This is a genomic window from Nocardia sp. NBC_01329 (assembly GCF_035956715.1).
Taxonomy (GTDB): Bacteria; Actinomycetota; Actinomycetes; order Mycobacteriales; family Mycobacteriaceae; genus Nocardia.
Map to the genome: position 1 here is coordinate 1,194,670 of NZ_CP108381.1, position 14,088 is coordinate 1,208,757.

The 14,088-nt window shown below is 69.3% G+C and carries 12 protein-coding genes; 6 read left to right on the forward strand and 6 right to left on the reverse strand.

The annotated features are described in order from the left end of the window. Positions 1-182: 182 nt before the first annotated feature. Positions 183-2,081, forward strand: a complete 1,899-nt coding sequence (gene dxs, locus OG405_RS05635; RefSeq protein WP_327150565.1) for a 1-deoxy-D-xylulose-5-phosphate synthase — start codon at positions 183-185, stop codon at positions 2,079-2,081. Positions 2,082-2,162: 81 nt separating this feature from the next. Here dxs and OG405_RS05640 read toward each other — a convergent pair whose 3' ends face one another. Both OG405_RS05640 and OG405_RS05645 read right to left on the reverse strand, forming a co-directional pair. After that, the gene (locus OG405_RS05640; protein WP_327150566.1) at positions 2,163-3,530 is read right to left on the reverse strand and encodes a ribonuclease D; all 1,368 of its coding nucleotides are present in this window, start codon (positions 3,528-3,530) and stop codon (positions 2,163-2,165) included. Between the two features lie 38 nt (positions 3,531-3,568). Then, the gene (locus OG405_RS05645; RefSeq protein WP_327152231.1) at positions 3,569-4,120 is read right to left on the reverse strand and encodes a DUF3000 domain-containing protein; all 552 of its coding nucleotides are present in this window, start codon (positions 4,118-4,120) and stop codon (positions 3,569-3,571) included. Positions 4,121-4,416: 296 nt separating this feature from the next. Between OG405_RS05645 and hemE the strand changes: the two genes are divergently transcribed. From hemE to hemQ, 3 genes are all read left to right on the forward strand, one after another. Further along, the gene (gene hemE / locus OG405_RS05650; RefSeq protein WP_327150567.1) at positions 4,417-5,472 is read left to right on the forward strand and encodes a uroporphyrinogen decarboxylase; all 1,056 of its coding nucleotides are present in this window, start codon (positions 4,417-4,419) and stop codon (positions 5,470-5,472) included. 17 nt (positions 5,473-5,489) lie between these two features. Further along, positions 5,490-6,848, forward strand: a complete 1,359-nt coding sequence (locus OG405_RS05655) for a protoporphyrinogen oxidase (protein WP_327150568.1) — start codon at positions 5,490-5,492, stop codon at positions 6,846-6,848. Positions 6,849-6,941: 93 nt separating this feature from the next. Then, positions 6,942-7,637 carry a hydrogen peroxide-dependent heme synthase gene (gene hemQ, locus OG405_RS05660; protein ID WP_327150569.1) on the forward strand — a complete coding sequence of 232 codons (696 nt, stop codon included), beginning with the start codon at positions 6,942-6,944 and terminating at the stop codon, positions 7,635-7,637. Between the two features lie 80 nt (positions 7,638-7,717). Here hemQ and msrB read toward each other — a convergent pair whose 3' ends face one another. From msrB to OG405_RS05680, 4 genes are all read right to left on the reverse strand, one after another. Further along, positions 7,718-8,170 (reverse strand): peptide-methionine (R)-S-oxide reductase MsrB, encoded by a 453-nt coding sequence (gene msrB, locus OG405_RS05665; protein WP_327150570.1) that lies wholly within the window; start codon positions 8,168-8,170, stop codon positions 7,718-7,720. A gap of 38 nt (positions 8,171-8,208) precedes the next feature. Beyond that, the gene (locus OG405_RS05670) at positions 8,209-9,555 is read right to left on the reverse strand and encodes a glycosyltransferase family 87 protein (protein WP_327150571.1); all 1,347 of its coding nucleotides are present in this window, start codon (positions 9,553-9,555) and stop codon (positions 8,209-8,211) included. Between the two features lie 107 nt (positions 9,556-9,662). Further along, positions 9,663-11,213, reverse strand: a complete 1,551-nt coding sequence (locus tag OG405_RS05675) for an alpha/beta hydrolase (protein ID WP_327150572.1) — start codon at positions 11,211-11,213, stop codon at positions 9,663-9,665. 95 nt (positions 11,214-11,308) lie between these two features. Then, on the reverse strand, positions 11,309-12,073 hold the full coding sequence (locus OG405_RS05680) for a pyrimidine reductase family protein (protein WP_327150573.1): 765 nt from the start codon (positions 12,071-12,073) through the stop codon (positions 11,309-11,311). A gap of 35 nt (positions 12,074-12,108) precedes the next feature. Between OG405_RS05680 and zapE the strand changes: the two genes are divergently transcribed. Then, positions 12,109-13,125, forward strand: coding sequence for a cell division protein ZapE (zapE, locus tag OG405_RS05685; protein ID WP_327150574.1), 1,017 nt, complete (start codon positions 12,109-12,111; stop codon positions 13,123-13,125). A 159-nt stretch (positions 13,126-13,284) separates the two neighbouring features. Next, positions 13,285-14,088 carry a tyrosine-protein phosphatase gene (locus OG405_RS05690; RefSeq protein WP_327150575.1) on the forward strand — a complete coding sequence of 268 codons (804 nt, stop codon included), beginning with the start codon at positions 13,285-13,287 and terminating at the stop codon, positions 14,086-14,088.

Here is a 14,088-nt window from a genome sequence, read left to right on the forward strand (position 1 = left end):
CGGGGCTCGCGGCCGGACGCGGTTCGCGCGGCACCCGCTGTTCACCTTAGGCTGGACCGATACGCCGGACCGCGGTTCCGGCCCGGCACGGCGGTGCGTACGGCTCGCCGTCCGGGTGGTGCAGTCGGCCGCGGCTCCTAGACTGGTCGGATCAACTGCGCTATCCGGAGGGAGCGAATCAGGTGGGAGTGCTTTCCCGGGTCGATACGCCCGAAGACGTGCGTCGGCTCTCGGCACCGCAACTGCGGGAGCTGGCGGCCGAGATCCGCGAGTTCCTGGTGCACAAGGTCGCCGTCACCGGCGGCCACCTGGGGCCCAACCTCGGGGTGGTGGAACTCACCCTCGCCCTGCACCGGGTTTTCGATTCGCCCGCCGACCCGTTGCTCTTCGACACCGGGCATCAGGCCTACGTGCACAAGATCGTGACCGGTCGTAAGGACCGCTTCGACACCCTGCGCCGAAAGGACGGGCTGTCGGGCTACCCGAGCCGCTCCGAGAGCGAGCACGATTGGGTGGAGTCGTCGCACGCCTCGGCCTCACTGTCCTATGCCGACGGCTTGGCCAAGGCGTTCGCGCTCACCGGGCAGGACCGTCATGTCGTGGCCGTGGTCGGTGACGGCGCGCTCACCGGCGGTATGTGCTGGGAGGCGTTGAACAATATCGCCGCCGCGAAGGACCGTCGGGTGGTCATCGTGGTCAACGACAACGGCCGCTCCTACGCGCCGACCATCGGCGGGCTGGCCGATCGGCTGACGGCGCTGCGTACCCAGCCGGTGTACGAGCATATGCTCGACACGGGCCGCCGCTTCCTGAAAAGCATTCCGGGCGTCGGTGATTCCGCGTATTCGATGGTGCACGCCGTGAAGGCCGGGATCAAGGACGCGGTGAGTCCGCAGGAGCTATTCAGCGATCTCGGGCTCAAATACGTGGGCCCGGTCGACGGCCACGATCTCATCGCCCTCGAGTCGGCGCTGCGGCACGCCAAGGATTTCGGTGGTCCGGTGGTCGTGCACGCGGTTACCCAGAAGGGGCACGGCTACGAACCGGCCGAGAACCACGAGGCCGATCAGATGCACGCCTGCGGACCCATCGACCCGCTCACCGGCGAATCCGTGAGCACCGGGACTGCGGTCAGCTGGACCTCGGTGTTCTCCAAGGAACTCATCGCCCATGCCGAGCGCCGCGAGGACATTGTCGCGATCACCGCGGCCATGCCGGGGCCGACGGGGTTGTCCGCGTTCGGTGACCGTTTCCCGGACCGGCTCTTCGATGTCGGTATCGCCGAACAGCACGCACTGGCCTCGGCGTCGGGACTCGCGCTCGGCGGGCTGCATCCGGTGGTTGCCATCTACTCGACCTTTCTCAACCGCGCCTTCGATCAGCTGCTGATGGATGTGGCGCTGCTGAAACAGCCGGTCACCCTGGTACTCGATCGCGCCGGTATCACCGGCGCCGACGGTGCCAGCCACAACGGTATGTGGGATCTGTCGCTGCTCGGCATCGTGCCCGGGATGCGGGTCGCCGCGCCGCGCGACGCCGCGACCCTGGCCGAGGAACTGGCCGAGGCGCTGGCTGTGAGCGACGGTCCGACCGCGTTGCGGTTCCCCAAGGACAGTGTGGGCGCCGAGATCCGGGCGATGGAACGGCTCGACGGTGTGGATGTGCTGTGGCTGCCGGACCGGGAGGGCCCTTCGGCACAGGCCCAGCGCGGCGATGTGCTGCTCGTGGCCATCGGCGCGTTGGTACCGGCCGCGCTGCAGGCTGCGGAGCTGCTGGAGGCCGACGGAATCACCGCGACGGTCATCGATCCGCGCTGGGTGCTGCCGGTCTCCGATACCGTCGTCAAACTGGCCGAGAACTACCGCCTGGTGGTGACGCTGGAAGACAGCGGTCTGCACGGCGGAATCGGGGCGACCGTGTCGGCTCGGCTGCGGGCCTCGGGTCTGGACGTACCCGCGCGCGATATCGGCATCCCGCAGGAATTCCTCGAGCACGGCAGCATCGCCCAGGTACGGCAGGAACTCGGTCTCACCGCCCCCGATATCGCCCGCCGGGTCACCGGCTGGCTGGATGCGCCCTGACCGTCGGCACACGAGACCGGTAGCGCTCCGGGTGCGGCCGATTCAGGCTGACGGATGGACCCTCGCTGGGCCCCTGTTCCGTCAGTCCTCGGACGGGTCCGCCAGCGCGGCCGCGAGCGGCTCGGCGGCGAGTTCCCGCTGCCAGGGCCGGGCACCGTGAGTTTCCAGGAAACCTTCGACGGCCGCGGAAACCCCGCCGGTCGTGTCCTGGTCGCTGCGGTAATCGGGCAGGCCATCCCAGCACAGTCGGCGCACCAGATCGGGGGAGATCAGATTCTCCACCGGCACCGCCACCCGCTCGGATATCCGGGTCATCACCGCGCGAGCCCGAGCCAGCCGGGCCGCGGCCACGGGATCGCGGCGTTCCCAGCGGTTCACCGGGGGCGGGCCGTCGTACGGCTGGCTCATCCGGGGCAGCTCCTCGTCCGGCAACAGCCGGGCGCGTTCTACCGCGCCGAGCCATTCCCGGGAGTAGCGGCGCTGACGCGGGCCGCCGAAGACCGGTAGTTCCCGCAACTGTCCGATGGATGCGGGGTCGGCCTTCGCGGCGGCGATGATCGCGGAATCCGGGAGTATCCGCGACGGTGCGATATCCCGGCCGCGCGCCAGGGCGTCGCGGGTGGTCCACAGCTCACGCACGATCGCCAGCTGGCGAGCCCGGCGCAGCGTATGGATACCGGAGGTGCGCCGCCAGCGGTCCGGTTTCGGTGCGGAGGGCTCGAGAAGCCGGATATGTTCGAATTCCTGTGCCGCCCACTCGGTCTTTCCCTGATCGGCCAGCGACGCGGCCACTGCCGAACGCAGCTCTATCAGTAGTTCCACATCCAGGGCGGCATAATTGAGCCAGGCCTCCGGGAGCGGCCGGGTGGACCAATCCGCGGCGCCGTGACCCTTGCGCAATGCCCGGCCGAGCAACTGCTCGACCATGGCCGCCAGCCCGACCCGGGGAAATCCGGCCAGGCGCCCCCCCAGCTCGGTATCGAACAGCGCCGCCGGGCGCAGCCCCAGCTCGGCCAGGCCGGGCAGATCCTGGTCAGCCGAATGCAGAATCCATTCCAGGCCGTTGATCGCCTCGGCCAGCGGCTGCAGTGCGTCGGCGACCGGTATCGGATCGATGAGCACCGTGCCCGTGCCCGCGCGGCGCAACTGGATGAGATATGCCCGCGACGAGTATCGGAAACCCGAGGCGCGTTCGGCGTCCACTGCCAGCGGCCCGGTACCGGCGGCGAGATGCTCGGCGGCCGCCGCCACGGCCTCGGCGGTTCGGCAGACCGGGGGGATACCGTCGGCGGGAACCAGCAGCGGGACGGCCGTGGACTCGGCCGTATCGGAATCGGACGCCGTATCGGCAGCGACGCCCCGTGGCCCCGGATCGGACGCCGGAGGCAGGCCGGTGCCACCATCCGGGTGGTCACCGGACAGGTGTTCGGGCTCCTCTACTACCGGCATAAAGGGCCACTCTACGTGGCCGGAGCCACGTCCGATATTCAACCACGGTCGGTATCGGTGGCCGGGGAGGGGCGCAGATCGGTGATCCCGGCCGGCGGCAGACCCGCCGCGTAGGCCAGGACTTCGCCGAACGCCTCCACATGGGGCCGCATCTCGGTGGTGCGGGCGGTCCACGATGCGCGCAGTTCCAGTTGATGCGCGCGCGGTGGACCGGCGATATCGCCGTAGCGCACCGAACTGGTGGATGTCACCGTTCCGCCGAGCGCGGTGAACGGTCCCTCCCTGGATTCCAGGGCGTCCACCAGCCAGCTCCAGGCGACCTCGGGTAACAGCGGGTCGGCGGCCAGGGCTCCGTCGATATCGGCCTGGATATAGGCGACCAGGCGGAATACGCCGTGCCAGGCGTCGTCGCCGTTGGGGTCGTGGAGGAGGATAAGGCGCCCGAAAGCGTCCCCGTCGGAATCGATCGGCACGACGGGCGAGTCCTCGTGGATCACCTCGGCGCCGAGCGCGTAGGAGTAGGGGGCGAGACGCTGCGGCGGACGGGTCGGGGACAGCTCGATCCGCGGGTGCACGGACGCGGCGCCCATCGCCGAGACGGCAGCACGGAACGCTGCGGGTTCGTCGCCGGGCCCATCATCGGGTGCGCCGTCGCGGATATCGAGCGGTGTCACGGGGAATGACGGTAGACCCGTAGCGCCCGGGGCGTGCGGAGGCGCGCCGGGCGACCGTTGTTGCTGCGTGCGCGGGCCCGCTCGTGGTAAACACCGCGCAACCCGTTCCGGGTGCGTGCCCACCCACCGCCCAGGGCGGCGGATCGGTGGTGATCGGTGATCCCGGCTGTGGTGTGCGGACACGCGTGCGGGGACGCATACGATGGCGTGTGATGAGCACATACACGCGCCGCCGGTTGTCCGATGCCCCGTTCCTGGCCGCCGCCACCGGCGCCGCACCGGTTCGGCGCCCGGTGTGGTTCATGCGCCAGGCAGGCCGTTCTTTGCCGGAATACCGCGAGGTCCGGGCCGGTGTCGGGATGCTGGAGTCGTGTTTCGACCCGGAACTCGTCTGCGAGATCACCATGCAGCCCATCCGGCGCCACGGGGTCGACGCGGCCATTCTGTTCTCCGATATCGTCGTTCCGCTCAAAGCGGCCGGCATCGATCTCGATATCGTGCCCGGCGTCGGTCCGGTGGTCGCCTCGCCGGTGCGGACGGCCGCCGACGTGCAAGCACTGCCGCGGCTGCGGCCCGAAGAAGTGGGCGCGGTCGCCGACGGGGTCGGGCTACTGGTGGACGAACTCGGGCAGACCCCGCTCATCGGGTTCGCGGGCGCGCCGTTCACGCTGGCGTCGTATCTGGTGGAGGGCGGCCCCAGCAAAAATCACGAGCGCACCAAGGCCATGATGCTCGGTGATCCCACGGCCTGGCACGCGTTGCTCGGCGCCCTCACCGATATCACCCTTGTGTTCCTGCGTGCCCAGCTCGCGGCCGGGGTGGATGCGGTACAGCTGTTCGACTCGTGGGCCGGGGCGCTCTCGCTGGCCGATTACCGCCGCTACGTGCTCCCGCATTCGGAACGGGTATTCGCCGAGCTCGCCGACGCCGGGGTGCCCAGGATCCATTTCGGTGTCGGCACCGGGGAACTGCTCGGCGCGATGGGCGAGGTCGGCGCCGATGTGGTCGGCGTCGATTGGCGATTGCCGCTGACCGAGGCGGTGCGGCGGGTCGGCGCCGGAAAAGCGTTGCAGGGCAATCTCGACCCCGCGGTGCTCTTCGCGGGCTGGCCGGTGGTGGAGTCCGAGGCACGCCGGATCGCCGAGGAGGCGGATGCGGCGCTGGCCATGGGCGCGGCGGGCCATATCTTCAATCTCGGCCACGGGGTCCTTCCCGAGACCGACCCCGGCGTGCTGACCGCGCTGGTCGAACTGGTCCACGAACTGTGAGCCGACCCGGCCGGGGTATGAGAATCGCGGTAGTCGGTGGGGGGATCAGCGGGCTCGTCGCGGCGTACCGGTTGCGCCGGGCGCTCGGGGATTCGGCCGCGATCACGGTGGCCGATACCCGGGACCGGCTCGGTGGAGTTCTGCTCACCAGCGAGATCGCCGGTGAGCCGGTCGACCTAGGGGCGGAGGCGTTCGTCGGGCGGCGGCCGGAGGTCCCCGAACTCCTGCGCGAACTCGGTCTCGCCGATCAGCTGGTGCATCCCGCCGGGTTGCGTCCGCTGATCTGGTCGGAGGGTCGTATCCACCCGCTGCCCGGCCGTACCCTGATGGGCATTCCGGCCGGGGCCGCGGCTGTCGAAGGGCTGGTGGACGCCGCGACGGTCGAGCGGATCGCGACCGAACCCGATCGCCCGCTCATCTGGCGGCCCGGTGCCGATATCGACGTTCATTCGCTGGTGGCCGACCGCTTCGGTGAGCAGACCGTGGCGCGCAGCGTCGACCCGTTGCTCGGCGGTGTGTACGCGGGCAGTGCCCGCTCTATCGGGGTTCGGGCGGCACTGCCCGCGCTGGCGGCCGCGCTGGACCGTGGCGCGGCGTCGCTCACCGAGGCGGTGGCGGAGGCGCTGCCCCCGTCCTCGAACGCGCCGGTGTTCGGCGCGCTGCGTGACGGATACGGCGCGCTGCTGGCCGCGCTGGCCGCGCATACGGCGGCGACCACCGCCCGGGATACTGCCGTCACAGAAATCCGGCGGACAGCCGGCGGCTGGGCGATCGATCCGCTGGGCGAGTTCGAGGCGGTCGTGCTGGCGACTCCGGCCCCGGTGACCGCCCGATTGCTGGTCGGTATCGCTCCCACGGCGGCGAACGCGGCCGCCGGGATCGAGTTGTCGTCCTCGGCCCTGGTCGCACTGGAGTTGCCGAAGGACACCGCGCTGCCGCCGAATTCGGGTGTTCTGGTCGCGACCGGAGAGTCGCTGCGAGCCAAGGCGTTCACCCTGTCCAGCCGCAAATGGGCGCATCTGGCCGCCCGCGACACCGCGCTGGTGCGGGTCTCCTTCGGGCGTTTCGGCGACGACACGGTGCTCGGCCTCTCCGACGCCGAACTGATCGATGCCGCCACCGCCGATCTGGCAACGGTGACAGGGGTGCCGATCGTCCCGCGTTCCGCGGTCGTGCAGCGTTGGCCCGGTGGGCTCGCCCAGTACGCACCCGGCCATGCCGAACGAGTCGCCGAGATCGAGTCCGCGCTGGCCGATTTCGACGATCTCGCGGTAACCGGGGCTTATCTGCACGGTGTCGGTGTACCGGCTTGCGTCGCGGCGGCGTCCCGCGCCGCGACGCGGATCGCCGCCGGCGCTACGGCGGCGTCGGCCTGATATCTACCCGTTGCGTGGCGACGGCGGTGCGGTCGCAGACTCGATCTCCCGGCCCCGCCCTGTACACGATCGGGCGAGTGGCACGATGGGATCATGGCGCGACTCGATTACCAGTCTCTCAACTCCACCATCCGCTATCTCATGTTCTCCGTGTACCAGGCGCGGCCCGGAGTGCTGGGGGACGACCGCACGACGGCGCTGAAGGAGGCCCGCGAATTCTTCGACGGTCTGGCCGACCGCGGGGTCGTGGTACGCGGTGTCTATGACGTGGCCGGGATGCGCGCCGACGCCGATTTCATGGTGTGGACCCACGCGGAGCGGGTCGAGGATCTGCAGGCCGCCTACGCCGATTTCCGGCGGACCACCGAGCTGGGCCGGGCCAGCACCCCGGTCTGGAGCAATGTGGCGCTGCACCGGCCCGCCGAGTTCAACAAGAGTCATATCCCCGCTTTCCTGGCCGGTGAGGAGGCCGGAAACTATATCTGCGTCTACCCGTTCGTCCGGTCCTACGAGTGGTATCTGCTGCCCGACGACGAACGCCGCAAGATGCTCGCCGACCACGGTAAGGAAGCGCGCGGCTATGCCGATGTGCGAGCCAACACGGTCTCCTCGTTCGCACTCGGCGACTACGAGTGGATTCTGGCGTTCGAGGCGCCGGAACTGCACCGTATCGTCGATCTGATGCGCGACCTGCGCGCGACCGAGGCGCGGATGCACGTCCGCGAGGAGACCCCGTTCTACACCGGGCCGCGGGTCGACCTCGACCAGCTCATCGCCGCGCTGCCCTGATCCGGGCCACCCGGCCCGACCTCCGGAACCGAGGTCGTGCCGGCCGGGCGGCCGTTACCTCCGTTGGGCGGGCGGTGAGGTCACTCCGCTGTGCCGGTCGAGGGGTGCAGGCGCAGGGATATCGAGTTGATGCAATACCGCTTGTCGGTGGGTGTCGGGTACCCCTCGCCCTCGAAGACGTGTCCGAGGTGGCTGTGGCAGTTGGCGCACAGCACTTCGACTCGGCGCATCCCCAGCGAAACGTCTTCGCGCAGCAGCACCGCGTCCGAGGCCGCCGGATCGAAGAAGGACGGCCATCCGCAATGCGATTCGAACTTCTCCGTACTACGGAAGAGTTCCGCACCGCAGGCCCGGCAGCTGTAGACCCCTTCGGTCTCGGAATCGGTGTATTCGCCGGTGAACGGCCGTTCGGTGCCTGCTTCGCGGAGCACCGCGTACTCTGCGGGGTCCAGTTTCGCCCGCCACTGCTGCGGGCTCAACTGGATCTTCGGCGCGGGTAGAGAGGTGTCGGTCGCGTCCGTTTCGGAGCTCATACCTCCACGCTAATACGTGGACCGCACCGCGTCTCCTGTCAGCCGCGTACCGTCTGGGTCTCGGCGACGCGTGCACCGGCGGGTTCGGGGTCGACGGGCGCGGACGGAACGGGCCGCCGGCCCGGTCGCGTCGGAGCGGCGAAATCGTCCACGCCGGTATCCCGGGAATCCGGTGCGCCGGCCATCCACACCGGATCCAGGTGCGGCAGCCGACCGGCGCGGCGGGCGGCCAGGTACCGGTCGCCGAGTACGCAGAACACGACGACCAGCAGCAGCCCCCAGCCGAAGGTGATGCGCAGATACTCCAGGTTGCGGCCGATATCGGGCCAGCGGTCCGACAGCCATTTGTCGTAGGACAGGAACCCGAACACCGCCAGCCAGGCCGGCCAGTTGCGCAGGACGGAATTGCGCAGCACCACCGACATGAGGAAGGGGAACAACATCATCGAGTAGTACATCTGGCCCAGCGATGCGAGCAGCCACGAGGCGGTGAGCAGTACACCGGATGCGGTGGTGACGAAGAAGAGTTCGTCCTCACGGTAGTAGCGGTACAGGATCCACAGCGAGATCAGAACCAGAACGGCCATGGTGATCCGGATGGTCCAGGTGAGCCAGGGCGGCAGCCCGTAGTACTCGGCGTTGCCGGGGATGGCGCTGTTGAAGTAGTCCCGGGTTTCGAACAGATACGGTGCGGTGCTGGTGAAGAAACGCTCCGGGTCGCGCGAGAGCGGCCAGGCGACGGCGGTCAGCGCGATCGGCACGGTCACGGCTGTGGCGACCAGAGTCCACTGCTTGCGCACCAGCGCGATGAGCAGCAGCGGTGCGAGCGTCGGTTTGACGGCCATACTGAGGCCGAGGACCACACCTGCCCAGACATCGCGTCGTCGTAACAGCAGGATGAGGAACAGCATCTCCGCCAACAGCAGGCATCCGTTGACGTTGGTGAACACCAGTGTGTTGATCACCGTCTCGGACAGGAACATCGCCAGCAACAGGACCGGGGCGGCGATGGAGCGCAGCGTGTAGTTGAACAATCGCAGCAGCAGATACCAGGCGATCAGGATGGCGACAGCGTTGAGCAGGATGAACAGCCAGCGCGACTTCTCGTAGTCGATCACCGCGATCGGCGCGATCAGCAGGGTTCCACTCGGCGGATACAGGTAGTGCGGGTCCACCGAGTCGAAATTCGCCGTGTAGACCTCACGCCCGTTCAGGAAGTCCAGCGAAGCCTGGTAGACCGGCTTGTAGTCATCGGTGACGAAACCGTTGACAGCCTTGATGAACACCCGGTTCAGCACGGTCATGACCGCCAGCGGCCAGAGCGCGAACCGGATCACGTCGGCGGTTGTTCGAGCAGTGCGGGGCTCGAGCTGTCGAAGGAACACCACGGCACGGTACACCGGGCGGTGCCGTGGTGTTGCCGGGGCCCACCCTCGACGCGCCGGTCAGGCGCGCCTCGGGTCCTGCTCGGGACGCCTTCGAGGGGCTGCGTTCAAGCCGGGCAGGCGGTGCCGTCGCCGGGCAACCGGCCGTCCCTCAGGTAGTCCACGAGCGCGGTCTGCGCGCACCCGGAATGGGCGCTCACCGGATGACCCCAGCCCTGCCAGGTCATGGTCGAGCTCCGGGCGCCCGCAGCGCCGAGCGCGCCGGTCACCGATGCCTGGGCAGCCCCGGTGACCGGGTCGCCGACGCCGGTGAGCACCAGCACCGGCAGTTCGAACTTCTCCAGCGCGGGCGGCGCATCGGTGACCGGCCACGCCGAGCAGGCCATCATCGACAGCGCGGCGGCGCGTCCGAACGCGGGGTACTTCTGCGCCCAGATGCCGGTCAGATCGGTGATCTGGGTTACGGGTGGGGTCTGCGGCAGGTCGGTGCAGCCGTTGACGAACTGGCCGTCGGTCGCGGTGGCGGCTTCCTGGTTGTCGATGACTGCCTTCAGCGCCCCCACATCGCCGCGACCGGCCGCCGACAGCGCGTCGGCGAATTCGCCGACCCGGCCGGTCTGGTCCGCCCGCGGGCTGCCGAGGAACCCGGTGACGGCCGTGCGTACCGCGTTTGCCGAGATGTCGCCCAGCTGTCCGTCGGCGGCTTTCTGCACCAGCGCGGTCACAGCGGCGCGCGGATCGGGTCCGAGCGAACAGGAGAGCCCGGCACACTGTTGCGCGAACGCGTTCAGTGCGGCCTCTGCACCCTGGACCGCTGTTTCGGTCCGGGTGATCGTGTCCACCCCCACCGGGGTGGGGGAGTCGAGGACCAGTCGTGCCAGTCGGTCGCCGTATTTGCGGGCGTACTCCATCCCGACCAGCGCACCGCTACCGGTACCCAGAACGGCGATGTGGTCGACATCCCACTCCCGGCGCAACTGCTCGATATCGTCGGCGGCGTGCGCGGCGTCGAAGGTGCCGTCGTAGGGCTGCAGGAAGTCACGGCAGGAGATGGTCGCGTTGCGGGAGAGATCGGACATGCCGGTCACCGGATCGCCGCCCGGGCTGAACTGGGCATTGTCCTGCAGGCCCGCTCGGATATCGGCGGGCAGGCAATCGATCGCCTGGGATGTGCCGATACCACGGCGGTCCACCGCGACCACCGGGTGTGCGGTGAGCAGCGCGTTCGCCGGCCCGGTGACGAGACCGGCGAGGGTCGCGCCGGAGGATCGGTCCACACCCGAGGTCAGTACGACCGGTGCGGCGTCGGTCGGGGTCTGCGGCAGCCGGGCACGCACCGCACCGGCGCGGAAGTTACCCAGTACCGTGCCCGCGCTGTCGATCGGAGTGGAGAAATCGGCGCATTCCAGCACCAGGCCGGCGGGTCCCGGACCCATTCCGGACCGGTCGAACGTCTCGCGGGTGCAATCGCGCCAGGGTAGGTCCTTCTTCGGGACCTCGGCGGCGGGTGGTGGCGGGACCTGGGCCGACGTAGTGGAATCGCCTGCCACAGGCGGACGTTCGACGGCCACGTGCGGGCGGTCCGACGGACCGGCACCGCATCCGGCGATCATGATCAAAAGTGCCGAGGCCGGCACCACTGCCCGAGTCCAGCGCATGCGCTACACCCTGCCAGGTCCGGATCGGATTCGCCCGAGCGGGACGCCTCGCACCCGCGCGGCCGTCACCGCCACGAGTTCCCGCCGCCGCGGGTTCATCCGCGCACCCAGCGGATGAGCATCGTCCCGTCCGTGTCGAAGAGCAGATGCGCCGGGGTCATGCGCAGGCCGAATTCCTCGTGGGACACCGAGATCCGGCGTGCCGCACCGCCGACGAGCAGAGGCGCGGTGGTCAGGCAGAGTTCGTCGACAGCGCCCTCGGCCGCCAACGATCCGAACAATTGCGGGCCGCCCTCGCACAACACCCGGCGCAACCCGCGCGCTGTCAGCGCCTCCGGGACCGCCCGCGGCTCGATGACCTCGTCACCGATCTCGATCACCTCCGCGCCCGCGTCCGCGAGGGCGCGTTTCCGCTCGGCGGGCGCCGCCGCCGTGGTGAGGATCAAGGTCGGGGTGCGGGCGGTGGTGATCACCCGGTGCTCGGGATCCAGCGCGGCGGAGGCGGTCACGATCGCGATCGGGGGCGGGGTGCCGTCGGCGTGACCGCCGATGCCCCGGCCGAAGAGATCGCGGCGCAGTCGGGGATCGGTTAGCGCGCCCCCGTAGTTCTCGGCGCGTACGGTGCCCGCGCCGACCAGCACCACCTCGCACAATTCGCGCAGGAGATGGAACACCCGCTTGTCCGCCGGTGTGCCGAGGGCACCCGAGACGCCGCCGGGGCCGGTGACGGCGCCGTCGATACTGGAGACGAAATTGACCCGCAGCCAACTCTGTTCCCGTTTGCCCGGGTAGGCGTACAGATCGGCGAGCTCGTCGCCGTCGAGGTCTGTGAGCTGGGTCGCATCGGGGATACGCTGCATACCGACAGCTCACACCACGTCATTACGCTACGTCCATGCCGATGCGCCTCGTCGACCGCCGTCCGGAGGTCCCCGCCGACCAGCTGGTCGCCCAGATGGTACCGCCGCCCATGTTCGACGAGGTCGGTTTCGACACCTACATCCCCGACCCGAACGAGCCCAGCCAGGCCGCGGCGGTGGCCTCGGCCCGCGCTTTCGCGGAGAAGGTCACCGCCATCCACAGGGCCGCGAACAAGAAAACGTTCTTCGGGAAGAAGAAACAGACCCAGGGTGCGGGTCTGTACCTCGACGGTGGTTTCGGCGTCGGTAAGACGCACCTGCTGGCCTCGATATTCCACAGCGCCCCGGCGCCCAAATCGTTCGGGACCTTCGGCGAACTCACCAACCTGGTCGGCGCGCTGGGGTTCACCAACGCGGTCGAGCGGCTGTCGGCGAACAGCGTGCTGTGCATCGACGAATTCGAACTCGACGATCCGGGCGACACCATGCTGGTCTCCCGGCTGCTCACCGAGCTCTCCGCGCGCGGAGTGTCGGTGGCTGCCACCTCCAACACCCTGCCCGGCCAATTGGGAGAAGGCAGGTTCGCGGCCCAGGATTTCCTGCGCGAGATCAAGAAGCTCGGTGCCATCTTCGATACCGTGCGGGTCGACGGTCCGGACTACCGCCACCGCGATCTGCCGCCCGCCCCCGAACCGAGCAGCGAGGCGCAGCTGACAGAAAGGGCCGCGGCCACACCCGGTGCGACATTGGACGAGTTCGACGCCCTGCTGCGCCATCTGAGCACGCTGCACCCCTCCAAGTTCGGTGCACTGATCGACAGCGTATCCGCGGTGTTCGTCTCCGGCGTGCACCCCGTGAACGACCAGGCGGTGGCTCTGCGTCTGGTGGTGCTGGCCGACCGTCTCTACGACGCGGGGACCCCGGTGACGGTCTCCGGCGCGAAACTCGACGAGATCTTCTCCCAGGAGATGCTCGACGGCGGGTACCGCAAGAAGTACCTGCGCGCGGTATCCCGGTTGCTGGCGCTGTCGCGTTTCGAAGTCCCGGCCTGAACGCAGCCCGGCGATAGCCGGGCCCGTCCGGCCGCGTTGCCACGCCGCCCGGGACATGCGGCGACGCGCCGTTTTCCGGTTGACCCGCGACCGATGGGTTGGTTTGCTGAGTCGGGCACGCCGCGCGGCGGTGCCGGCGAGCACGATGGGAGTTCCGCCATGGTTCATCGTTCGGCGCGGGTAGCGGCCGCTGTTCTCACCGGCGCCCTGGTGGCGTTCGGGCCTGCCGTGGCGGCCGGTGTCGCCGCTCCACCGGCGGTCGGTGACGTGCTCACCATCGATCGCTCCCTGCATCTGGTGGGGGCGCCGAACGCTCGTGATCTCGGTGGGTACCGCGCCGCCGACGGTCGCACCGTACGCACCGGTATCGCCTTCCGCACCGATCAGCTCGACAATCTCACCCCGGCGGATCTGGCCGAACTGACCCGGCTCGGGGTCCGTGAGGTCGACGATCTGCGCACTGTCTACGAGCGTGCGCTGGGACCGGACCGGGTGCCCGTCGGTGCCCGCGCCAACTGGTACGACATGATCGGCGCCGCCCCGCTGCCGGAACTGATGTCTACGCTGGCCGGGGGCAACGATCTCTACCGGGCGTTCATCACCGCCCCGGGAGCGAACCAGGCAGTGGCCGGAGTGCTGCGCGATATCGCCGAGTCCGGCGCCGAGCCCGGGCCGGTGCTGTTCCACTGCACCGCGGGTAAAGACCGGACGGGCTGGACCGCCGCGGTCCTGCTCACGGTGCTCGGGGTGGATCGGGCCACGGTCACCGAGGATTATCTACTCTCTAACAACTACCGTGCCGCCGCGGCCGGTGATCCGGTGGGCGGGGTGCGGCAGGAGTGGCTCGATGCGGCCTTCGATCAGGTCGCGCGCAGCTACGGCAGTTTCGACCGCTATGTGAGCGAAGGCCTCGGTCTGAGCTCCGCGGAGGTCGACACGCTGAAGCAGCGCATGCTGAGCTGA

Coding starts and splice junctions, on each gene's coding strand:
- OG405_RS05640 (WP_327150566.1), bottom strand. CDS start 3,530: ATGCCGGTAGTAGAGGAGCCCGAACACCTGTCCGGTGACCACCCGGAT.
- OG405_RS05645 (WP_327152231.1), bottom strand. CDS start 4,120: ATGGGCGCCGCGTCCGTGCACCCGCGGATCGAGCTGTCCCCGACCCGT.
- hemE (WP_327150567.1), top strand. CDS start 4,417: ATGAGCACATACACGCGCCGCCGGTTGTCCGATGCCCCGTTCCTGGCC.
- OG405_RS05655 (WP_327150568.1), top strand. CDS start 5,490: ATGAGAATCGCGGTAGTCGGTGGGGGGATCAGCGGGCTCGTCGCGGCG.
- hemQ (WP_327150569.1), top strand. CDS start 6,942: ATGGCGCGACTCGATTACCAGTCTCTCAACTCCACCATCCGCTATCTC.
- msrB (WP_327150570.1), bottom strand. CDS start 8,170: ATGAGCTCCGAAACGGACGCGACCGACACCTCTCTACCCGCGCCGAAG.
- OG405_RS05675 (WP_327150572.1), bottom strand. CDS start 11,213: ATGCGCTGGACTCGGGCAGTGGTGCCGGCCTCGGCACTTTTGATCATG.
- OG405_RS05680 (WP_327150573.1), bottom strand. CDS start 12,073: ATGCAGCGTATCCCCGATGCGACCCAGCTCACAGACCTCGACGGCGAC.
- zapE (WP_327150574.1), top strand. CDS start 12,109: ATGCCGATGCGCCTCGTCGACCGCCGTCCGGAGGTCCCCGCCGACCAG.
- OG405_RS05690 (WP_327150575.1), top strand. CDS start 13,285: ATGGTTCATCGTTCGGCGCGGGTAGCGGCCGCTGTTCTCACCGGCGCC.